18 protein-coding genes are annotated in these 22,795 nt (G+C 67.7%); 7 read left to right on the plus strand and 11 right to left on the minus strand.

Annotated features, from left to right (window positions below; genetic code table 11):
- Positions 1–89 precede the first annotated feature (89 nt).
- A complete protein-coding gene (proB, locus tag ACZ7IB_RS02030; RefSeq protein ID WP_470908753.1) occupies positions 90–1,175 on the minus strand; it encodes a glutamate 5-kinase in 1,086 nt (361 codons plus the stop codon).
- Positions 1,176–1,612: 437 nt separating this feature from the next.
- On the opposite strand from proB, the gene ACZ7IB_RS02035 reads away from it, so the two are divergent.
- Entirely contained in the window at positions 1,613–3,652 is a 2,040-nt protein-coding gene (locus tag ACZ7IB_RS02035) for a glycosyltransferase family 2 protein (protein ID WP_470908366.1), read from the plus strand.
- Positions 3,653–3,716: 64 nt separating this feature from the next.
- Positions 3,717–4,316 carry a dTDP-4-dehydrorhamnose 3,5-epimerase gene (rfbC, locus tag ACZ7IB_RS02040; protein ID WP_470908368.1) on the plus strand — a complete coding sequence of 200 codons (600 nt, stop codon included), beginning with the start codon at positions 3,717–3,719 and terminating at the stop codon, positions 4,314–4,316.
- 73 nt (positions 4,317–4,389) lie between these two features.
- Here the strand turns inward: rfbC and ACZ7IB_RS02045 are convergent, their stop codons facing one another.
- The 10 genes from ACZ7IB_RS02045 to rplU form a co-directional block, all read right to left on the minus strand.
- Positions 4,390–5,184: an O-methyltransferase gene (locus tag ACZ7IB_RS02045; protein ID WP_470908369.1), complete on the minus strand. Its 795-nt coding sequence runs from the start codon at positions 5,182–5,184 to the stop codon at positions 4,390–4,392.
- A gap of 129 nt (positions 5,185–5,313) precedes the next feature.
- A complete protein-coding gene (gene rfbD, locus ACZ7IB_RS02050; protein ID WP_470908371.1) occupies positions 5,314–6,225 on the minus strand; it encodes a dTDP-4-dehydrorhamnose reductase in 912 nt (303 codons plus the stop codon).
- Positions 6,222–7,208, minus strand: a complete 987-nt coding sequence (gene rfbB / locus ACZ7IB_RS02055) for a dTDP-glucose 4,6-dehydratase (protein ID WP_470908373.1) — start codon at positions 7,206–7,208, stop codon at positions 6,222–6,224. The genes rfbD and rfbB overlap by 4 nt, the downstream gene beginning before the upstream one ends.
- A complete protein-coding gene (locus tag ACZ7IB_RS02060) occupies positions 7,205–8,275 on the minus strand; it encodes a glucose-1-phosphate thymidylyltransferase (protein ID WP_470908375.1) in 1,071 nt (356 codons plus the stop codon). The genes rfbB and ACZ7IB_RS02060 overlap by 4 nt, the downstream gene beginning before the upstream one ends.
- A 150-nt stretch (positions 8,276–8,425) precedes the next feature.
- A complete protein-coding gene (locus ACZ7IB_RS02065; RefSeq protein WP_470908377.1) occupies positions 8,426–9,652 on the minus strand; it encodes a glycosyltransferase family 2 protein in 1,227 nt (408 codons plus the stop codon).
- A 141-nt stretch (positions 9,653–9,793) separates the two neighbouring features.
- Positions 9,794–11,818, minus strand: coding sequence for a hypothetical protein (locus ACZ7IB_RS02070; protein ID WP_470908379.1), 2,025 nt, complete (start codon positions 11,816–11,818; stop codon positions 9,794–9,796).
- 154 nt (positions 11,819–11,972) lie between these two features.
- Complete coding sequence (locus tag ACZ7IB_RS02075) at positions 11,973–13,472, minus strand: D-ribitol-5-phosphate cytidylyltransferase (RefSeq protein WP_470908381.1); 1,500 nt, start codon at positions 13,470–13,472, stop codon at positions 11,973–11,975.
- Positions 13,473–13,757: 285 nt separating this feature from the next.
- Positions 13,758–15,194 (minus strand): GTPase ObgE, encoded by a 1,437-nt coding sequence (obgE, locus tag ACZ7IB_RS02080; RefSeq protein WP_470908383.1) that lies wholly within the window; start codon positions 15,192–15,194, stop codon positions 13,758–13,760.
- A gap of 162 nt (positions 15,195–15,356) precedes the next feature.
- Positions 15,357–15,614, minus strand: coding sequence for a 50S ribosomal protein L27 (gene rpmA, locus ACZ7IB_RS02085; protein ID WP_018103204.1), 258 nt, complete (start codon positions 15,612–15,614; stop codon positions 15,357–15,359).
- Positions 15,615–15,628: 14 nt separating this feature from the next.
- Positions 15,629–15,949, minus strand: a complete 321-nt coding sequence (gene rplU, locus ACZ7IB_RS02090; RefSeq protein ID WP_030921216.1) for a 50S ribosomal protein L21 — start codon at positions 15,947–15,949, stop codon at positions 15,629–15,631.
- 273 nt (positions 15,950–16,222) lie between these two features.
- On the opposite strand from rplU, the gene ACZ7IB_RS02095 reads away from it, so the two are divergent.
- From ACZ7IB_RS02095 to ACZ7IB_RS02115, 5 genes are all read left to right on the plus strand, one after another.
- A complete protein-coding gene (locus ACZ7IB_RS02095) occupies positions 16,223–17,497 on the plus strand; it encodes a hypothetical protein (RefSeq protein ID WP_470908386.1) in 1,275 nt (424 codons plus the stop codon).
- Complete coding sequence (locus ACZ7IB_RS02100) at positions 17,475–18,293, plus strand: glycosyltransferase family protein (protein ID WP_470908387.1); 819 nt, start codon at positions 17,475–17,477, stop codon at positions 18,291–18,293. The genes ACZ7IB_RS02095 and ACZ7IB_RS02100 overlap by 23 nt, the downstream gene beginning before the upstream one ends.
- Positions 18,290–18,886 carry an acyltransferase gene (locus ACZ7IB_RS02105; protein ID WP_470908389.1) on the plus strand — a complete coding sequence of 199 codons (597 nt, stop codon included), beginning with the start codon at positions 18,290–18,292 and terminating at the stop codon, positions 18,884–18,886. Before ACZ7IB_RS02100 ends, ACZ7IB_RS02105 begins: the two co-directional genes overlap by 4 nt.
- 190 nt (positions 18,887–19,076) lie before the next feature.
- Positions 19,077–20,411 (plus strand): glycosyltransferase, encoded by a 1,335-nt coding sequence (locus ACZ7IB_RS02110; protein WP_470908390.1) that lies wholly within the window; start codon positions 19,077–19,079, stop codon positions 20,409–20,411.
- Positions 20,408–22,663 carry a glycosyltransferase family 4 protein gene (locus tag ACZ7IB_RS02115; protein ID WP_470908392.1) on the plus strand — a complete coding sequence of 752 codons (2,256 nt, stop codon included), beginning with the start codon at positions 20,408–20,410 and terminating at the stop codon, positions 22,661–22,663. The genes ACZ7IB_RS02110 and ACZ7IB_RS02115 overlap by 4 nt, the downstream gene beginning before the upstream one ends.
- Positions 22,664–22,795 lie beyond the last annotated feature (132 nt).

Consider the following 22,795-nt stretch of genomic DNA (forward strand, 5'->3'; position numbering starts at 1 on the left):
AAAGTTGACCAGTCCGCGGCCGACGATGGGGCGCTTTTCGTGAAGGTCCCTGCCCCGAGGCTGGACTTTCAGCCGTTTCAGGGGGTCTGTCAGGGGTGCAGGACGACGAGATCGTCCCTGTGTACGATCTCGCGCTCATATGCCGGACCGAGTTCACGTGCCAGATCGCGGGTGGATCGGCCGAGCAGCTGCGGAATCTCCTTGGCATCGAAGTTGACGAGTCCGCGAGCCACCGGACGGCCTTCGAGGTCGCGCAGTTCCACCGGGTCCCCCGCGGTGAACTCGCCCTCGATCGCGGCGATTCCTGCGGGCAGCAGCGAGCTGTGCCGCTCGACGACCGCCTGTACGGCCCCGTCGTCGAGGGTCAGCGAGCCCTGCGGGGTGGAGGCGTGGGCGAGCCAGAGGAGCCGGTCCGCCGAGCGGCGTCCGGTGCGGTGGAAGTACGTACCGGTGTCGCGTCCGGCCAGCGCGTCGGCGGCCCGGCTCGCGGAGGTGAGGACGACCGGGACTCCGGCGGCCGTGGCGATCCGGGCGGCCTCGACCTTGGTGACCATGCCGCCGGTGCCGACGCCTGCCTTCCCCGCGCTGCCGATGGTGACACCCGCGAGATCCTCGGGGCCGGCCACTTCGGCGACCCGTGAGGTGCCCGGGGTGCTGGGGTCGCCGTCGTAGAGGCCGTCCACGTCCGAGAGGAGGACCAGCAGATCAGCGCGGACGAGATGGGCGACGAGCGCGGCGAGCCGGTCGTTGTCGCCGAACCGGATCTCGTCGGTGGCGACGGTGTCGTTCTCGTTGACGATCGGGAGCGCGCCCATGTCCAGGAGCTGGTCGAGGGTGCGGTAGGCGTTGCGGTAGTGGGCGCGGCGGCTGGTGTCGTTGCTGGTGAGCAGCACCTGGCCGACGCGTACGCCGTAGCGCGCGAAGGAGGCGGTGTAGCGGGCGACGAGCAGTCCCTGTCCGACGCTGGCCGCGGCCTGCTGTCTGGCCAGGTCCTTGGGCCGGCGGTGCAGCCCGAGCGGGGCGAGCCCGGCCGCGATGGCGCCGCTGGAGACGAGCACGATCTCGCGCTCCCCGCCGCTCCTCACCTTGGCGAGTACGTCGACGAGCGCGTCGACGCGGTCCGCGTCGAGGCCGCCCGCCGCGGTGGTGAGGGATGAGGAACCGACCTTGACCACGATCCTGCGGGCCTCTGCGACGCCCTGCCTTGCCCCTGACACGTACATCCCCAATGATTCGGCCTCGCCCAGCCCTCGCAATCTACGCGAGCGGTGGAATCGGCGCCTGCGCGTTCCGGCCCGTGGACGTGTGAGCGGCTCCATGGCCCGTGCGCCGGGCCCCGTCGCCAAAGAGATCGATAGTCATATCAACAGTCAAACTCATTACTCACATCGAATGATCGGCTTCTCGACGTGGTGCACCGGCACCGACACCGGGCGAACGGGCGCGGGAAAATCGAAGCGCACCAACCGGCGCAACCATAGGAACGCCTCGCTCATCTAACAACCGATAGGGTGCGTGGCGGCGGCCCTCCCCCGTTTTTCGGCAGTGTGCAGTGTCGGCCCCGCATCCGCCACCATCTCCAGGGACCTCTACGAGACATGGGACAGCAGCGATGCCAGTCAAAGTAAGTGTCGTTATTCCGGTATACAACCCGGGTAAGTACATCGACCCCTGCATCGACTCACTTCTGCGACAGACCCTCCCTGCAGGGGAGTTCGAAGTTCTCTTTGTCAACGATGGCTCCACGGACGACACTCCTGAACGACTCGAAAAGCTGGCGGCGGAACACCCTCATTTCCGGGTGATCACCATCCCCAACTCCGGATGGCCCGGAAAGCCCCGCAACGTCGGTGTGGACGAAGCGAAGGGCGAGTACGTCCAGTTCGTGGACCAGGACGACCATCTCGCCTCCGACGCCCTGCGCCGGCTGTACGAGATGGGGCACCGCAATGGCTCGGACATCGTCATCGGCAAGGTGGCCAGCAACTTCCGCGGTGTCCCGCACGGCGTGTTCAAGAAGAACCGCGAGAAGTGCACCCTGCGAGACGCACCGCTGTACGACAGCCTCACGCCGCACAAGATGTTCCGGACGGAGTTCCTCCGCAAGAACGGCATCGCCTACCCCGAGGGCAAGCGCCGCCTCGAGGACCAGCTCTACATGATGCAGGCGTACTTCCCGGCCGAAGTCGTCTCCATCCTGGGCAACTACACCTGTTACTTCTATTCCCGGCGCGACGACGGCAAGAACGCCGGATCCACCAGGATCGTTCCGGCCCACTACTACGGAAACCTCCGCGAAGTCCTGGACGTCGTCGTGGCCAACACCGAGCCGGGCAAGTTCCGGGATCTGCTGCTCCGCCGCTTCTACCGGGTCGAGATGCTGAGCCGGCTCAGCGAACCCGCGGTGGTCAAGTACCAGTCCGATTTCTTCGGCGAGATGTGCGACGCGATCAGGCCGCTGGCCATCGACTTCATGGGCGACGGTGTGCACGACGGCCTCGGCCCGCTGTTGCGGATCCGTTCCGCACTCCTGCGCAGGGACGACCGGGAGGGGCTGCTCCGGATCGCCCGGTTCGCCGGGTCCGTCAAGGCGTCGGCACGTCTGGAGGAGTTCGCCTGGCAGCCGGACGGCCGCGTCGCTGTCACCGTCACCGCTCGGCTGGTCCAGGGCGACGACGAGGCCCCCGTGAAACTGCTGCGCCGGGACGGCCGCTACTTCCTGCACCCGGACAACGGCGGCGGGCTGCTGGCCGAGGACGAACTCCTCGACGTCACCGACGACATCGACGGCTTCTCCGCCGAACTGTCCCTGCGCAATCGCGAGACGGCCGTCGAGTGGCCCTGCCCCGCGATGTTCACCACTCGGACCGTTGAACTCGGCGACGGAGCCTGCGAGATCGTCCTGAGCGGCAGTGGCCATGTGTCTTCGGAGGCGGTCAAGGGCCGCGGCCGGGTCTCCCGCGGCTTCTGGGACATCTGGGTGCCGCTGCGCGGCCTGGGCCTGGTCCGCAAGGCAAGGCTGGGCGCCGACCGCGCACCGGAGGTGGACGCCGCCTGCCTGCCCGCCTCGCTCGGCTCGCCGGCCCGTGCCGTCATCCCGTACTTCACCGACCCGCACGGCAACCTCACGCTCGATGTCGCCCGTCGCAGCAAGAAGCTCGCCGGCTATCTGGGCGGCCGTCCCGTTCTGCGGACCCCGGGTCGGCGGCCCGAGCTCCGGTTGGAGCTCTTCACCGCTACCACGACCGTCGCCTCCGACGCCCAGCTGGTCCTGAGCCCGGCCGACGGAACCGGCTCGGACGTGCACACACTGCGTACCGTGCTGCAACCGACGGAGGGCAGGACCCACCTCACCGTGCCCGGCCGCGCCCCCGGTGTCGCGGCGGGCGCCTGGAAGCTCTCCGTACGGCTGGACGGCGAGAAGGGCCCCGCACTCGGCCTCTGCGACGTCACCGTCGACAAGGGCGGCAGGATCCAGCTGGATCCCGAACTGCCCCAGGCCGCGGACACGATCATGGTCGGGGCGGCCTCGCAACGCCGGAAGGCGACTCTGCGTCGCGCGCTGCGCACCGTCGGCGGCCCGATCGTGCGCAGGCTCCCGCCGCAGGGCCGGAAGCGCGCGCGCCGTCTCGCCGCCCGGCTCACCGGCTGATCCGCTGCCGACGACGGTCCCACCAACACCAGCATCAACCACATCGGAACAAGGACGTGATCGCATGCGGCAGCTCTCCATCGCAGGATCCTGGGTTCACGAACCCAAGGTCTTCCCGGACAGCCGCGGCAGCTTCCACGAGTGGTTCAAGGCGTCGGAACTCAGCGAGGCTGTCGGACACACCCTGCAGCTCGCGCAGGCCAACTTCTCCCTCTCCAACCGGGGAACACTGCGCGGCGTCCACTTCGCCGACGTGCCGCCGAGCCAGGCGAAGTACGTCAAGTGCGTACGCGGCGCGGTGCTCGACGTCATCGTGGACATCCGGGTCGACTCCCCCACGTACAAGCAGTGGGAAGCCGTCCGGCTCGACGATTCGAACCATCACACCGTCTATCTCGCCGAGGGTCTCGGCCATGCCTTCATGGCCCTGACGAACGATGCGTCGGTCGTCTATCTGTGCTCCGAGGGCTACGCGCCCGGCCGTGAGCACGGCATCAACCCGCTCGACCCCGAGCTGGGCATCGAGTGGCCGGAGGGGATCACCCCGCTGCTGTCCGACAAGGACGCCACGGCCCCCTCGCTGGCCGAGGCCGAGGAACAGGGCCTGCTGCCGTCGTACGAGGTGTGCCAGGCGTACTACGCGCAGCTGCGCGCCCGCGGCTGAGCCCGGGCGGGAACGCCGAAGCCCCCTGGAATTCGCCGTACGGATCAAGGGGCTTCGTACTGTCTCGGTCCGGTCAGCCCGTCACGGCCTCGATGCGTCCCCGCAGGGGTGCGAACGCCGAGCGGGGGCGGCGCAGGTTGCGGGCACGGGCCAGGGCCGGCCAGAAGTCGGCGCCGAGCAGCGCCTCGGGCTGGACGGCGTTCTTCCGCACCAGCACCTCCTCCGGCACATCCTGCGGATCGGGTACGACGTACTCCTCGATGATCTTGTCGTACGCGTTCTTCAGGATGTCGCTCTCCGGGTTGGCGCCGAACACGGCAACCACACCCGTCGGCGCCGTGTCCACCTCGACGACCACCAGGTCCGGACGGTAGCGGCGCAGCACCTGCACCACCTTGTACACATCGCCGGTCCAGAACTTGGTGTGCCGGTCCCGGGCCGCCTCGTCGACATCGCGCGGCAGCATGTCGTCCAGCACGATCACGCTCGACCAGCGGGCGTGCTTCTCGACGTTCATGAAGTCGCGCAGGGCGTACTCGAAGAGGTGCATGCCGTCGATGAAAGCGAGCTCCAGCTTCGGATCCCCGCCGAGCACATTGAGGGGATCGCGGCGGGCGAGGGCGCGGAACGGGTTGCGGCCGTTGCGCAGGTGCAGCAGCGGGTCCTTGCGGGCGAAGAAGGCGTCGCTCGTCGCCTTGACCAGGTGGACGTCGCAGCTGATGTCCGTCACCACGCGGAAGGCGGGGTCGACGGCGACGGAGGGCACTCGCGAGAGGGCCAGGCTCCTGCCGTCGTTGACCCCGATCTCCAAATAGTTCCGAGGCCGGTAGGCGCGGTGCAATTGACGCAGAAAGTCATGGCGGTTCACGTGGAGCAGCCCTTCAAAGGAAACCAACTGGTCTGGTCCCCGGCGAAGTTACCCCATGACCGCACCGTGATGTAAGCGTTCTCCCCTATGTAAACCTTCATTGTTCACGTCTTTGGAATTCGACGGGATTTAACTACCGATACGATTATTTGACGATCGTGACCGCTCCGCTGCGAGGAGTGCCGGGAATGCCTCTTCCAGTGCCGCCCGCCAGTCCCGGATCGGTTCGATCCCGGCCTCCGCCCAGCGGTCGTGTCCCAGCACACTGAAAGCGGGACGGGGAGCCGGCCCTACGAAGGCCTCGCTGGTGGTGGGGCGGACGCGCGCAGGGTCGGTGCCGAGCAGCCGGAAGATCTCCCGGGTGAAGCCGAACCAGGTCGTCTCGCCGCCGCTGGTGCCGTGGTAGACACCCGCGGGGGCGGTGCCCGCGAGGGCGCCCTGTCCGAGCCGGACCAGCCGGTCGGCCAGATCGACGGTCCAGGTGGGCTGTCCGCGCTGGTCGTCCACCACGTCGAGGGTGTCCTTGACGCCCTCCAGCTTGATCATCGTACGGACGAAGTTGCCGCCGCCCGCGCCGTACAGCCAGGCGGTACGGACCACGTAACCGGTGTCCGGCAGGGTGTCGAGCACGGCCTGCTCGCCGGCCAGTTTGGTGCGGCCGTAGGCGCTGCGCGGTCCGGTGGAGCCGCCCTCGGCGTACGGCTTCTCGCCGTCCCCGGCGAAGACGTAGTCGGTCGAGACCTGGAGGAGGACGGCACCGTGTTCACGGCAGGCCGCGGCGAGGACCTCGGGGCCTGTGCCGTTGACCCGCAGCGCGGCGTCCTCCTGGGACTCGGCGTCGTCGACAGCGGTCCAGGCCGCGCAGTTCACCACGACGGCGGGGCGGTGCTTGTCGAAGCCTGCGCGCACCGATCCGGGGTCCGCGATGTCCATGGCCGCACGGTCCGCGGCGACCACGGTGACGTCCTCACGGGCGAGCCGGGCCAGGACGTCCTGGCCCAGCATCCCGGCGGCTCCGGTGACCAGCCAGACGACGCTCACAGCGCGGTCCGGTCCTTCAGCGGCTCCCACCAGGCGCGGTTGTCGCGGTACCACTGCACAGTCTCGGCGAGACCGGTACGGAAGTCCTTGCGGGGCTCGTAACCGAGCTCCTCGCGGATCTTGGTGCAGTCGACCGAGTAGCGTCGGTCGTGGCCCTTGCGGTCCTCGACATAGGTGACGCTGGTGTCCCAGTCGGCCCCGCAGGCGTCCAGCAGCAGACCGGTCAGCTCCTTGTTGGAGAGCTCGGTGCCGCCGCCGATGTTGTAGACCTCACCGGATCGGCCCTTCGTACGGACCAGTTCGATGCCCTGGACGTGGTCGTCGATGTGCAGCCAGTCGCGGACGTTGGCGCCGTCGCCGTACAGCGGGACCGTCTTGCCGTCCAGCAGGTTGGTGACGAACAGCGGGATGACCTTCTCGGGGAAGTGGTGGTGCCCGTAGTTGTTGGAGCAGCGGGTCACCCGCACGTCGAGACCGTGGGTACGGTGGTACGAGAGCGCGATCAGGTCGCTGGACGCCTTGGCCGCGGAGTACGGCGAGTTGGGCGCGAGCGGATCGGTCTCGGGCCAGGAGCCCTCGTCGATCGAGCCGTAGACCTCGTCGGTGGAGATGTGCACGAAGGTCTTGATGCCGGCCAGGTGCGCGGCGTGGATCAGGGTGTGGGTGCCCACGACGTTCGTACGGACGAATTCGGCGCCGCCGTCGATGGAACGGTCCACATGGGATTCGGCGGCGAAATGCACCACCTGGTCGTGCTCGGCCATCAGCTTGGAGACCAGCTCGGGATCACAGATGTCGCCCTGTACGAACCTGAAACCGGGGTGGTCACGCACCTCGTCGAGGTTGGCCGGGTTGCCCGCGTAGGTGAGCTTGTCGAGCACGGTCACGGCGATGTTGCCGGGACCCTCGGGGCCGAGCACCGTACGGACATAGTGCGAGCCGATGAAACCGGCGCCGCCGGTCACCAGGATGTTGGTGGTCATGAAGAGATCTGCACCTTGCTGTGATCGCCGAGTACGAGTCGGTGGGCGGACGGGGAACGGGGCGCAGGGGTCACCTCGACGTCACGGCCGATGAGCGACGCCTCCACTCGGCGGACACCGGCGATGGAGGCGCCCCGCAGAACGATGGAGTACTCGATCTCGCTGTCCTCGATCCGGCAGTCCTCCGAGACCGAGGTGAACGGGCCCACGTACGCGCCGCTGATCACCGACCGGGCGCCGATGATCGCGGGCCCGACGATGCGGCTGCCGCTGACCTTGGCGCCCGCCTCGATCCGCACCCGGCCGATGATCTCGCTGTCCTCGTCGACCTCGGCCTCCTCGTGGGTCGGCTCGATGGACTCCAGCACGGTGCGGTTGACCTCCAGCATGTCGGTGACATTGCCGGTGTCCTTCCAGTACCCGCGGATCGTGGTGGAGCGCACGTCGCGCTTCTGGTCGATCAGCCACTGGATGGCGTGCGTGATTTCCAGCTCGCCCCGCCAGGACGGCTCGATCGAGCGGACGGCCTCGTGGATGGCGGGGGTGAAGAGGTAGACACCGACGAGCGCCAGATCGCTCTTGGGCTCCTTCGGCTTCTCCTCCAGGGCCGCCACCCGGCCTTCGGCGTCGAGCTCCGCGACACCGAAGGACGTCGGGTTGGGCACCTGGGTCAGCAGGATCTGCGCATCGGGCCTGTCGGTGCGGAACTCCTCCACCAGACCGGCGATCCCGCCGACGATGAAGTTGTCACCGAGGTACATCACGAAGTCGTCGTCCGCCAGGAAGTCACGGGCGATCAGCACCGCGTGGGCGAGGCCGAGCGGCTCGTCCTGCGGGATGTACGTGACCTCGATGCCGAGCCGCGAACCATCGCCGACCGCCTCGCGGATCTCCTGGGCGGTGTCGCCCACGATGAGGCCGACCTCGGTGATACCCGCTTCCGCGATGGCTTCCAGACCGTAGAACAGCACGGGCTTGTTCGCCACAGGCACCAGTTGCTTGGCCGAGGTATGCGTGATGGGACGCAGGCGGGTGCCGGCCCCTCCGGACAGTACGAGAGCCTTCACGTGACCAGTCCTCATGGTTGAGATATCGGTCGTGTCGCGGCTGCGACCTGCTAGGCGACTTTACTGAGAATTGCTGCGCAATTCGTAGTGCGTCAACTCTGTGAACGAGATGCGGACACACATCCGGAGCAAAGGCAGTGGCGGGACTGCTCAGCCTGCGCTGATCCGCAACTTCCAGCGCCGCACGTCCCGCCGCATACGCCGGACTATGCGCCGCGACAGCGACGCCCTGCGGGCTACGGCCTCGGGCTTCTCGATGCGCTTGCCGTCGTGCCAGTCGGGCACGGTGACCTCGAAATCGGAGTCCGAGAGTCCGCTCGAACGGTCCCGGAAGTGCGGGTACGCGAGGAAGAGCTTGTCACCCTTTCGTGAACTGACGACATCCGGAACGGACTTCTCCCGCAGGTACGTCAGCAGGTCCACCAGGACATCGGACCGGCCGCGCGCGACAGCGGCGAGCCGCAGCCTCTCGGCGACCTTGATCAGGCGCGCCACGCCGTCGTTCCAGTACGTGTCCATGAGCGGCGCCGCGAGCTCCATCTTGTGGCGCCGGACCTCTTCCGAATCCCGGAGGAAGATCGGCCCGAACTGCTGCAGCATCCCGACCGTGAAGGGACGGACCATCAGGAAGTCGCGCTTCGGTCCGGCGGGTTCGAGCCGGTGGATGAGCGCCATCATGGCCCGCATGGAGTCGAAGCGCCATATATAGGTGCCGCTCTTGGTGACGTGCTTTCCGTCGTCCCGGCCGACCAGGTGATAGCAGGTGTAATTGGAGATGACGGAGACTCCGGCGCCGCGCAGATATGTCTCCATGGTGAAGAGCGCGTCTTCACCGGTCTTGAGTTCCTCGTCGAATCTCAGACCAATTCGCTCCAGCAGTTCACGCCGGAAGAGTTTCTGCGCGCTCAGCGTGTAAATGATCTTGGAGTTGTATACATTGACCCGGTCCTTGGTGGCTGTCCACATCGACCGGGGTGCCCCGCGATTGACCCCGACCACCTTGCCGAGCACCACGTCGGTGTGCGCCCGGTCGGCCATCGCGACCATGCGCTCCAGAGCCTCGTCACCGAAGTAGTCGTCCGCGTCGAGGAAGAAGACGTAGCGGCCCCGCGCCAGCCCGAGGCCGACATTGCGCGGCCCGCTGGGGCCGCCGGAATTCGCCTGCCTGACCACCCTGGTAGGAACCGCGGACCGGGCCGCGAACTCCTCCAGGTACTCACCGGTGCCATCGGTCGAGCCGTCGTCGACCGCCACGATCTCGATCCGGTCGGCACCGATGGTCTGTGTCTCCACCGATTCAAGACAGCGGATGAGGTAGGGCATCGCCTCGTATGCACCGATGATCACGGTTACGTCAGGGATTGGCTTCTCGTTCACATCAACAGAAGACAGTCGCCCCCTCCCGTTGGTTGCCCGAGATCACACACCTAAAGAGTGAGCATCATCACAAATGACCCGGCACGGCCCTCTTGGGCTATGCCGGGCCGGGTGAATCGTGTAAGTGAACCAGCTGGCTTTTCAGCCGCCCACGCGTTCGGCGAGGTTTCTCGCCAGGCCCGCGTTCCGGGCCTCCGACTTGACCGCGAGCGCCTTCACGGCCGTGTCGAACCGCACGATCGATGTGGGCTCGCCCGGGCCGAGGAGGTACTCCTTCAGCACACGCCTGTCGACCGCAAAGGTGTCCGCGGCAGGATCCACCACCGCAGTGAGCAGGGCGTCCAGCTCGGTCGCGGCATTGGACAGGATGACCGCGGCACGGACCGCGGTGTTCTGCCTACGGAATTCGTCCTCACCCAGCGCAGCCGAATCGGTGACCGCGTACGGCTTGCCGCTCGCGATGAAGTCCGACACCACGCTGGAGATGTCCGAGACCATGGCGTCCGACTCGTTGAAGCAGTCGTACAGACGCATCCGGGCGCCCGTGATGACCTTGTGCTCCCACCAGCCGAACGCGCGCCAGGAGGCAGCGTTCCACTCGTCCTTGAGCCGCGCGATCTCGGCCTCGCGCGCCGGGTCGGCCAGCGAGTCGCGGGACATCTCGGCCTCGTCCCCGGCGACGTGGCCGCCGCTCGACAGCACCTCGAGCCGCGCTTCGATACGGGCCAGGTCGGCCCGTGCCTCGGCCTGCACCGGCTGGAGCGCGGCCGATTCCTTCGCCCAGCGGGGGTCGGTGGCGCGCTCGACGCCCGCCTTCTCGATCATCGCGGCGATCCGCTGGTGCGCGGCCTTGGCCTTGGCACTGCGGGTGCCCGTGAAGGGGTGCGGCTTGTAGAGCAGGCGGACCGGCTTCTCGGAGTTCAGCAGCCGCTTGACGATGTTCTCGCCGGCCAGCAGCAGCGAGGTGTTGCCCGGGTTGTCGTCCCAGCCTTCCCAGGTGGGGGCGTACAGCACGGTCGGGATCGGGTTCTTCTGCGCACCGGTCCACGACTGGATGGCGGCCAGCTGCGGGCGGCCCACCTCGACGATGTCCTCGTCGCGCACACCGACATCGGCCAGCGCGTAACGGTCCCGGCCGGCCCGGCCCGCGGTCCACACCTCGTCGTAGGCCTTGCTGTAGGGGTTGACGCTGGCGAGCTTGTCGCTGTCGCCGTGGCCGATGAATACGTGCTTCATCGTCGGCACCCGGAGCAGGTGGATGTTCTTGCCGACGTTGGCCGGGTAGAGCGCGACCCGAACCGACGAGAGGTCCAGATTCATCAGGTGCACGCCGCCGGCCACACAGAGCACCGGCACCGATGTCGTGTTCAGCTGAGGAAGTATCGCGCGCTCGCGCAGCAGGATCAGCGGGCGCCCGTCGAGCTGCGCCATGGTCTCCAGCCACATGTTGACCTGGTAGGCCGAGTCCTTGGAGCCGGAGAAGTAGAGAACCACGGTCGGCTGGTACTCGCGCAGCCAGGCACTGACCGCGCCCAGCACCTTGGCGTCGGGCGCCACGAGGCGCTTGGGGCGGATGTACGGGAGGAGCGCTGCCAGGTAGCAGGCCGCGAGAACGAGCGTGGTGGCGAGACCGACGTAGGCGATGCCGTGCCGATCGGTCTCGACCGCGACCAGCACGCCCGCCATCGCGAAGATGTCCAGATGGAGCATCTTCTCCGCGGAGCGGTTCATCAGCAGCGCCGGCGGGGCATCGGGGATGCGCGCCCCGTCCAGGTCGACGTTGCGCGTGATCACCGGGAGCTTGCGGCGGAGCTTGATGAAGGTGACCGCCGCACTCTGCGGCGCCTGGAGACCGTAGAAGGCCAGCAGGCAGGCGACCGTCACGTAGAACAGCGTCTGCTCTCCGTACCCCATACGGGAGAGCAGCAGGATCAGCAGCAGCTGGCGGACCAGGAAGCGGATCGAGAGCCCCGCGCGGACCGCGGCGAGCCGGTTGACCAGGTAACTGCCACAGTGATGCAGATACTGGTCGGCGAGATAGGTCACCGCGGCAGCGCCTGCGAAGAACCACAGATTGGGGATTATTGCCGCGAGCATTATGCACGGGAATCCCAGGGCCATGAGAAGAGCGGCGGCCAGCTCCGAACCACTGCCCACTCGAGCCATGCGAATGGCTTTCGAAATCACGAAGTACCGCTCCCGAGGATGCCGACTGATTACCTTGCGGGGAAAATGTGAAGCCTGAGCTTCACGAATTCGGACCCCTGCAGTTCGCACGCGGCGTCCACAGAGGTCCGAATAGTCGATTGTCAATTCAGTATTACACATCGGCCTGTCGGTCCAGGACAGCGGCCAGCGCCTGTTCGAAGCCGGATGCCTCGGAGGCACCTCGGGTCGGGTCCTGCTGCCGTACGTCGATGACATGGCCGGTCATCTCGGAGAGCAGGACGTCGAGGGAGGTCCTGGCGACCGCCTCGGAGGAGAGCAGCGTGCCCGCGGGCTCGTCGCCGAACGCCTTGGTACGCATCGGGGTGGCGGTGCGCTCGGGGTTCACGCAGTTCACCCGCACTCCGTCGCCCGCCCACTCGTCCGAGAGCGCCTGGGTGAGGTTCACCATGGCGGCCTTGGTCGACGAGTAGAGGCTGTACTCGGCACGGCCCCGGGTGTAGCTGCTGGAGGTGTAGAGCAGCAGCTGCCCCTTGGTCTCGGCGAGGTACTTGTACGAGGCGCGGGCGATCTGCACGGGCGCCAGGTAGTTGACGTTCAGCGCTTCCTGGATGGTCGTGTTGTCCGTCTCGGCCAGCTTGCCGATGCGGAGCACGCCCGCGGTGTTGATCACGTAGTCGACGCGGCCGGTGTCCGCGTACGCCTTGGAGAGCGCGTCGTCGACGTGCTCCGGGTTCTCCACATGCGTACCGGTGGTGGAGCGGCCCAAGGCGTAGACGGAGGCGCCGTAGGACTCGGCGAGCGCCGCGATGTCCGCGCCGATGCCGTACGAGCCGCCGAAGACGACGAGGGTCTTGCCGGTGAGCAGCTCACGGTAGGCGGCGTCGTCGGTCGGCTGCGGGACGGCGGTGGAGGCCAGCTGGAAGAGCTTGTCCGCGATGAAGACGTCGACCGGCTGGGTGACCTTCATGTTGTACTCGTCGCCCGCGACCACGTAGATCGGCACGTCGGGGAGGTACTTCAGGACGACCGAGCAGTCATCGGTGGCCTGGAAGTTCGGGTCGCCCGCGGCGACCTCGTACGCCCGGCGGATCGTGGAGAGCTTGAAGGCCTGCGGCGTCTGGCCGCGGCGCAGCCGGGAGCGGTCGGGCACGTCGGTGATGAACTCGCCGTCGCCGCCGTGGGTGCGGGTCACAATGATCGTGTCCGCGGACGGGATGGCGACGTCGACCGCCTGGTAGCGGTCCAGGGCGTCGACGCAGTCCGTGATGACACGCTGCGAGAGCAGGGGGCGCACGGCGTCGTGGAAGAGGACGTTGCGGTCCTCTCCCTCGGCCAGGCCCTCGCCGAGGGCCGCGATGGCGCGCTCGGTGGTCTCGTTGCGGGTGGAGCCGCCCTCGATCACCTTGGTGACCTTGGTGAGTCCGGCCTTGGCGACGATCTTCTCCACGTCGGGCACATAGCCCGGAGCCATCAGCACGATGACGTCGTCGATGGAGTCGGCCTGCTGGAAGATCGACAGCGTGTGCTCGATGACAGCCTTGCCTGCGATCTTCAGCAGTTGCTTGGGAATGGACAGACCCACGCGCTGGCCGGTACCGCCGGCGAGCACGGCTGCTGTGGTTCGGGCTTTGGCTATGTGCTGAGCAGACACAGACGACCTACCTTGAGGGCTGGGAGATAGAGCGATGGTTGCACTCTCCGTTACCGTCTCGCAAGGCGGACGTCGGCTGCCGCACGCCGTATCGACACCTTCTGTTGCCCTGCGATCAGGGGGGATACCGGAATTGGCGCTTCCCTGCCGGGTGACCGACGCCACACGGCTGAGCGGCATGAATCACCCTTGAGCGGGTTCGGTTACGCCGGTCACACGGCGCACAGAACGCGCCCGGCACCGGACGGGCTCGCAGAACAAGTCCGTCCGGCGCCGGTCCACGGTCTAGAACGGGTTGAAGTCGTCGAACTCGCGCTGCACCTCGTCGCGGTCCGCCTCACGGTCGCGACGGCGCTGTGCTGCCGGGCGCGGCGCTTCGAGACGGTGGTCCTCGCCACGGCGTCCGAGCATCTCCGCACCCGCCGCCATGGTCGGCTCCCAGTCGAAGACGACCGCGTTGTCCTCGGCGCCGATGGCCACGCCGTCACCCGCCCGGGCGCCGGCCTTCATCAGCGCGTCCTCGACACCGAGACGGTTGAGACGGTCCGCCAGATAGCCGACGGCCTCGTCGTTGTTGAAGTCGGTCTGCCGTACCCAGCGCTCCGGCTTCTCGCCGCGCACGCGGTAGATGCCGTCCTCCTCCAGAGTGACGGTGAAGCCCGCGTCATCCACGGCCTTCGGGCGGATGACGATACGGGTCGCCACCTCCACGGGCTTGGCCGCACGCGCCTCGGCGATGACGCCCGCGAGCGCGAAGGAGAGCTCCTTCAGGCCGGTACGGGCGACGGCGGACGCCTCGAAGACGCGGTAGCCACGCGCCTCCAGGTCCGGGCGGATCATGTCGGCGAGGTCCTGGCCGTCCGGGATGTCGATCTTGTTGAGGACCACGATGCGGGGCCGGTCCTCCAGGCCGCCGTACTGCTTCAGCTCCTCCTCGATCATGTCGAGGTCGGAGACCGGGTCGCGGTCGGACTCCAGCGTCGCGGTGTCCAGTACGTGCACGAGCACCGAGCAGCGCTCCACGTGCCGCAGGAACTCCAGGCCGAGGCCCCGGCCCTGGCTGGCGCCCGGGATCAGGCCCGGGACGTCGGCGATGGTGTAGACGGTGCTGCCCGCGGTGACCACGCCGAGGTTGGGGACGAGGGTCGTGAAGGGGTAGTCGGCGATCTTCGGCTTGGCCGCCGACAGGACGGAGATCAGCGAGGACTTGCCGGCGCTCGGGTAGCCCACCAGCGCGACATCGGCGACGGTCTTGAGCTCCAGGACGATGTCCCGGGCCTCACCGGGCTCGCCGAGCAGCGCGAAGCCGGGGGCCTTGCGCCGGGCGGAGGCCAGCGCGGCGTTGCCGAGACCGCCGCGGCCGCCCTGGCCGGCGACGAACGTGGTGCCCTGGCCGACCATGTCGGCCAGCACGTTGCCGTTCCTGTCGAGCACGACCGTGCCGTCGGGAACCGGCAGGACGAGGTCCTGGCCGTCCTTGCCGGAGCGGTGGTCGCCCGCACCGGGCTGGCCGTTGGTGGCCTTGCGGTGGGGACTGTGGTGGTAGTCGAGGAGCGTGGTGATGTCCTGGTCGACGACCAGGGTCACATCGCCGCCACGGCCGCCGTTGCCGCCATCCGGGCCGCCGAGCGGCTTGAACTTCTCACGGTGAACGGAGGCACAGCCGTGGCCTCCGTTACCCGCGGCGACATGCAGCTCGACGCGGTCCACGAAGGTGGTCATGGTTGGAACCTCCAGTTACATGCATGCAGAAATGTCTCACTCGCGCTGTCCCCGCATGGGAGAAAGCCGTCTCTCATGGGAGAAACACGCGAAAGGCGGACCCGCTTCCCGTACGGGAAGTGAGGTCCGCCTCCGCAGAAACCGCTCGACGAGCGCCGAAAATCAGCCGGCGATCGGAACGATGTTCACGACCTTGCGGCCACGGTGCGTGCCGAACTCGACCGCACCGGCGGCGAGAGCGAACAGCGTGTCGTCGCCGCCACGGCCGACGCCCGTGCCCGGGTGGAAGTGGGTGCCGCGCTGGCGGACCAGGATCTCACCGGCGTTGACGGCCTGACCGCCGAAGCGCTTCACGCCGAGCCGCTGAGCATTGGAATCGCGCCCGTTCCGGGTGGACGATGCGCCCTTCTTGTGTGCCATGTCTCCTCAGTCCCTTACTTCGCAGCCGCGGGGATACCGGTGACCTTGATCGCCGTGTACTGCTGACGGTGACCCTGGCGACGGCGGTAGCCGGTCTTGTTCTTGTAGCGAAGGATGTCGATCTTCGCGCCCTTGTGGTGGTCCACGACCTCGGCCTGGACCTTGATCCCGGCCAGCACCCACGGGTCGCTGGTCACGGCGTCGCCGTCGACCACGAGCAGGGTCGAGAGCTCGACCGTGTCGCCAACCTGGGCAGTGGAAATCTTGTCAACCTCAACGATGTCACCGACAGCAACCTTGTGCTGGCGGCCACCGCTGCGCACGATGGCGTACACGCGGATCTCTCTCTCGCTCGGAACGGATCCCCTGATGCCAGCCGCCCGCACAGGCCGAAGCCCGCGACGATCCGGAAGGATGAGCGGCCTCTCCCGACGGACGAGTCCACCAGGAGGAATGTGCTCAGGGAGGGCGCGCATGGAAACACGCCGAGGGTCAAGGTTACGGGGCCACCCCCGGGCGGTCAAACCGGGCCTCCGTAGGCCGGTCCACCCGCCCCCGCGTGCTAACTTCTGCATTTTCGTTACTCTCTGTACACCTTGAGGCCACCGATGCCCCGCTCCGCCCTGCTCGGTCGTACCTGGCTGTTAGCCCTCCTCGTGTCCGCTGTCTACGTGCTGGCGCAGTTGACCGCCGGGACCTCCTGGACGCTCTTCCCCGACTCGTACCGGTACGCCCGTGCCGCCGAGGAGTACCTCGGAGCCGACCGGGACGAGGCGCACCGGGCGGCGCTCTCCGCCTTCTGTACGAGCCGGGCGGAGGAGATCGCCCGGAGCGGGAGGCTCGATCCGCTGACCGCTGAGGCCGGGCCCGAAGCGGCCGGGGCGGCGAGCCGGGCCACCTGTCTGGCGCGGTGGTCCCACGCCCCCGACATCACCACCGGAGACTCCCGCTACCAGTCGATCTTCTCGTCCCGGCCCGGCTATCCCATGCTCGCCGCTCCCTTCGTCGGTGCGCTCGGAGTACTCGACGGCATGCGGACGCTCGGACTGCTGCTGGCCGTGGGCGGCTCCCTGAGCGTCTGCGGGCTATTGCGCGGAGCCGGGCTCTCCCCCACCGCGGCCGTGACCGGTCAGATCGTCTTCCTCGCCTCGCCGCTCGGCCGGTGGAGCCTGCAGGCACTCGGCGAGGGGCTCGTCACGATCTGTGTACTCGGCGCGGTGTGGGGCGGCGTGCTCATGGCGCGGGACAGACGGGCGGCGGGTGCGGCGCTGTTCGTCGGTTCCCTGACCGTCTGCGCGGTCACCCGCTACTCGACAGCACTGGTGCTGGCCGCTGTGATCGCGATCGCGATGCTCGCCTCCGGGTTCTTCCGGCGGCGCCGGGCCGACCTGTTGCTCGCCGCAGTGGCCACGGGATGCGCCACCGCCGTGGCACTCGCGATGAAGCTGCTCTCGCTCCCCTCGTCGGAGGTCACGCTCCAGGACACGTTCACCCACCACTTCCGCGCCCCCGCGGTCCCGGACCCCTGGGCCCGGCTCATCGATCTCGACCTGACGTATTGGAGTCACTGGATCGGCGGGCAGGCCTCGATGCCGCTCTTCCTGGCGGCCACCGCGCTCTCGTTGTGGGTGCTGCTGCGTCATGGCGGGGTGCTGGGCCCACTGGCCTGCGCGGTGGCGCTGACCGGCGCCGCCCAGATCGCGGCTCATCCTCTGGTCCAGGAGGCCGACCGGCTGGGGGTACTCATGTGGGTCCCGGTGGCTCTCGGAATTCCCTTGATCGCAGGAGCAGTTCGGGACTTCCCCTCGCTTGCGTCCGACCGTGCGGTCCGAGTTCCTGACCCAGCAGTGGAGCCGTCCCGTGCCAACACCACAGATCCCTGACGAACTTCTGGCCAAGGTCGCCCGGCCGGCCCGTACCGACCGGCCGTTCGTCGACGATGTCGTGTTCATCGCGAAGCGCATGCGCGAGCTGACCACTGCTGCCGTCCCCCGGCTGCTGGGCCCCGACGCACCACGACTTCGCTTCCTGCATATCGCGCTGGATCCGCGGCGGTTCGACCGCCCCAAGAGCGATCAGGCGCGGTTCACCGTCGGGCTGGTGGGGATCGGGCAGATCGCCAAGGACCCGCGCTGGGCTCTGGAGGTGATCAGGCTGCTTCGGGCCCGGGACGAGCGGTACCGCCTGCTCATGGTCGGCGGCCGATCGACCCGGCGCCGAGCGCGGCGGCCACGGCCTACCACGCGGCCCTGGAGAAGGAGAGGTGCCGTGCGCAGGCTCGGGCCGAGCGACGACGTACCCTGCGTCCTCACCGAAGTGGGAGTGATCCTCAGCAGCTCGGTCCGTGCGGGATGTCATGTCGGTCTGATGGAGGGGGCGGCAGCCGGTGCCGTGCCCGTCGACCGGGACTGGCCGTTCGTTGCCGGGCGCCCGCACAGCACCCGCACCCTCTTCCCCCAGGACTGGATCGTCACCACACCGCAGCAGGCCGTCGAGCGCATCCTCGCCGTCACCGCGTCCGAGGAGATCCGCGCCGCGGCCGGGCGCGAGGCGTCCCTGCACGCACTCGCGGCCTGGGAGTGGGAGACCGTGCGTAACGACTACGACCGCCTGCTGCTGGGCGAGCGCCAGGACGTATGCTCACCGGGCGAAGACGCGCTCCGGAAGGCACAGATGTGAGTTACAGAGTCCAGCCCACCGCCCAGGTCGACGACACCGCCGAGATCGGTGACGGCAGCAGCGTCTGGGAGCTCGCCCAGATTCGCGAGGGAGCCAGGCTCGGCAAGGGTTGCGTGGTGGGCCGCGGCGCCTATGTGGGAACCGGCGTGCAGATCGGCGACAACGTCAAGCTGCAGAACTACGCCCTGGTGTACGAGCCCGCCGAGCTCGGCGACGGCGTCTTCGTCGGCCCCGCCGTGGTGCTCACCAACGACCACAACCCGCGCTCCGTCGACCCGGAGGGCAAGCAGAAGCGCGGCGGCGACTGGGAGGCCGTCGGCGTGAAGGTCGCCGAAGGCGCCTCGCTCGGTGCCCGGTCCGTGTGCGTCGCGCCGGTGCAGGTCGGCCGCTGGGCGATGGTGGCGGCCGGAGCCGTCGTCACCAAGGACGTGGCGGATTTCGCGCTGGTCGTCGGTGTGCCGGCGCGGAGGGTTGGCTGGGTCGGCCGGTCGGGGGAGAAGCTGGTAGAGCACGCTGGGGCACCCGGCACGTGGGAGTGCCCGAAGACGGGGGCGCTGTACGAGGAGAAGGACGGCGTTCTCAGCGAGCGCTGACCTTCGTTCCCGCCGTGGCCCATCCGTCGGCCTCGGGGCGAACGATATGTCACACGCCCTCTACAACAGTGCAACAATTCGCGAACAAGTCGACCGGTAAACCCAACATGGCTGCGTCGCCAGGATAGGGGGGATTACACCTCGGGTAGGCTTATCGCCGCAGCATCTCGAGGAAAGGTCTCCCACCGCCATGCCGCCAGGATCACGCGAACGCCGACCACGCGTTCTCTACCTCGCGTATTATTTCCCGCCCAGCCGAGCGAGTGGGGTATTCCGGGCCAGAGCAACGGCAAACCACTTCGCTGAAGCCGGCTGGGACGTGACCGTCTACACAGCCCCCCGCGAATTCTTCGAGACATACCTCGAGAATGCCTGCGACCCCTCCCTCGAGGAAACGGTCGACCCTCGCGTCAATGTGGTCAGGCCGCCCATGTCCTATTACGCGTGGGAAAAAGATATCCGACAGTTCAGTGCATTGCGCCGAAACTTCCCGACTGTGGCCGCAAGCCTGTACAAACTGCTTCAGAGCAAGGTATTTCCCGAGCACTATCTGACCTGGATTCCAGGGGTTCTCTCCAGTGCTGTAAAAGCACATTTCAAGGAGAAGTTCGACCTCATCATAGCCACAGGCAACCCCTTCGTCTCATTCGCGGCGGCACAAGCGCTGGGACGACTGCTGAGGATTCCATACGCGGTCGACTACCGGGATTCGTGGACCTTCAATCAGTTCACCGAGGAACTGAAATTCAAGGAAGACAGCAAAGCGTTCGAGTGGGAGGCCAAAGTCCTCCGCGGCGCCTCCGAGATCGTTTTCGTGAACGACGGAATGCGGCAGTGGCACATCGATCGCTATCCGTACGCCGCTGAGCGCATGACCGTGGTGCCGAACGGCTGGGAGCCCGAACTCCTCGGTGAAGGGGAGTACCACCCTCCGGCCGAGGACCAGCCGCTGCGCTTCGGCTATCTGGGGACGGTCACCTCCTATCTGCCACTCGAAGAGTTGTTCGACGGCTGGCGCCTTGCCCGCAACCACCCGCTGCTACGGGACGCCGAGCTCAACATTCATGGTCATCTCGGGTTCTTCCCCGCCGATGTGGCGCCTCTGATGCAGCGACTGCCGCTGGAGGAGAACATCGGCGTGAACTACTGCGGCGCCTTCAGCAAGACGGAGGGCAGAGATCTGTACGCGCAGACCGATGCACTGGTCTTCTGCGTTCCGGGCGCACGCTACGTCACCTCCGGCAAGGTCTTCGAGTACATGGCGTCGGGCAGGCCGATCGTCTCGGTTCACCGGCCCGACATCGCAGCCGCCGAGGTCCTGGAGGACTACCCACTCTGGTTCCACGGCAGCAAGCTGACCGCCGAGGATGTCGCCGCGTCGTTCATCGCGGCGGCCGAGGCTGCCCGCCGGGGGGACCGCAGCCGGTACACGCTCGCGGTGAAGCACGCTCACACGTACACCCGCGCAGCCACCCTCGGGCCGTGGGAACAGCGCATGCGCAAGCTGGTGGAGGGATCTCGATGAGCACGAACACCCACGTCCTCTACCTCGCGCTCGGCGAATACCGGGTGCGGGCCACCCGTGCGCATGTCGAGGCCCTGGCCGCCGAGGGGCGCGATGTCGTCCTGGTGATCGCTGATCGCGAGGAATGGGACGACCTGCCCGAGATCCCCGGAGTCCGGGTCGTCCGGGCGGCGCGGAACAAGAAGGGCTCCGCCTGGCGCGCCGCACGCCACATCATCATGTCCAGGAACGGACCCCTGCGGGACGCCGACCTGCTCGTCGCGGGTGATGCACAGGCTCTCCCGGCAGCATGGGCCGCCCTGCGACGGCGTCCGGACCTCGAATTCCGCCTGGAACCGTACGAGAACTCCGGCCGGGTGACCGAGCCGGCCGACCTGGCCGTCGTGACGCCCTGGTACCCCTCGCCGAACAACCCCTTCGCCGGATCGTTCGTGCAGGCGGCGACCGAGGCCGTGGCAGGCAACTACGAGCGCGTCTCGATCCTGCACACCGAGGACTGGGCCGGCAGCGCGGACGCACTGCTCGAAGACGCCATCAAGGTCACAGCCGACCGCTTCCTGGAACGTCGTCAGCTGATTCCGGTGCTCGACACTCCAGAAGGTGTCGTCACCCGCGTCCCGGTCCCGCTGACCACCCGCCGCCGCTATGCGAGCTGGGTCGCGGCTCAGACGACGGCGCTGGGCAAGGCCCTGCCCACCGGCCGTATCGAAGCTCCCGTCGTCCACGCCCACACCGCGATCTACGGCGGAGTGCTGGCCATGCGCCTCGCCCGTCCCGACGCGCGCATCGTGGTGACCGAGCACTCCACCTTCCTGGCCAAGATCTTCAAGCAGCCGGCTGGCCGCAAGCTGTACGACGAGGTGTTGCACCGCGCGGACGAGTTTCTTTGCGTGGGCAGCTACTTGCGCGACCAGATCGTGAAGGAGTTCCCGCACCACGCAGGCAAGATCCGTATCGTGCCGAACGTCATCAACTTCGAGCAGTTCACTCCCGAGGCGAGGCCCTCGGAGAAGCTGCTCAGGTGGCTCTACCTGGGCCGACTGATCCCGCACAAGGGCGTACGCGCACTGCTCGAAGCCTTCGCGGAGGTCGCCGCCGACGAGCCGAAGGCCACGCTGACCATGGTCGGCTCGGGCAACCTGGAGGCAGAACTGCTCACTCGGTCCCACGAGCTCGGCCTGGGCGACCGCTTCCAGATCCTGCCGCCGGTGCGGCCCGAGGAAGTCAACGGGGTGATGCACCAGTACGACCTTCTGGTACATCCCAGCCACTTCGAGACCTTCGGCATGACGATCGTCGAGGCCAACGCGGCAGGGCTGCCCGTTCTCGTCACGCGCAGCCACGGTCCCGAAGAGACTCTGGACGGCATCGAGGATCTCGCGGGCGCGCTCATGGACGTGAGCGAGGACCCGAAGGTGATCGTCACCGCCTACTGGGGTCTGCGGGAGCGCTATTCCGAGCTCGACCTGGCGAAGGCGCGCGCGGTGCTGTTCGCGAAGTACAGCCGTGAGGTTGTCGGCGACCAGCTGATGCAGGTGTACGAGGACCGAGCGCCGACCATCGAGCCTGTGGTGGCCGAGGAGCGGGAGACGAAGCCCTCGGCCGCATCCGTGGCGACTGAGAAGGCCATCGTGGCGAAGTCCGTGACGGACGCCATCGGGACGACTTCCGGCCCCGGCCGGGTCGTCATACTCGCCTTCACCCCGGGGCGGCCGCGTCGGATCGCGGACTTCGCGAACTTTCTGGTCGCACGAGGGGTGGAGGTCGACCTGGTGACCGCGCGGGAGAGCGCCTGGACCCGTGCCGCACTCGACAGTCGTGTGACGGTACTGAACATCGAGTCCGCCGAACAGCGGCTTGTGGTCCCCCGGGGGGAGCGATTCGTGGTCTACCGGGCGCCCCGCGCCGTTCTCAGACGGGCCGACCGGCTGGCCAGCAATCGCCGGGACAAGGCCGCGCCGGAGGTCGCTGTGAGAGCCGCCAGGCGTGCTCACAACAAGGTCGCTCACGGCTTCCACAAGAAGGTGTTCCAACCCGGCTACAAGATGATACGTCCGCGTATCTTTGCCAAGATCGCGCAACGTGATGCCGTGCCGCAGTTGCAGCTCGACCGGACGGACCATGTAATCGTCTGCGACACGAACGCGACGGCAGCGGCGTGGCGGATAGCCCAGGCGCACCCGCACCTGAACGTCACCAGCAACATGAGCCGCGCCCCGTTCGAGCACCTTCCGGTTCTCGAGGGTTCCTGATATCAGCACACCCGTACGGCCGGTGGCCGGTTCCCTCCTGCACGGGACGGAACCGGCCACCGGCCGTATGCGCACAGTGGGGGGGGGGGGGGGGGGGGGGGGGGGGGGGGGGGGGGGGGGGGGGGGGGGACG

The sequence above is a fragment of the Streptomyces sp. NPDC037301 genome (assembly GCF_055602785.1).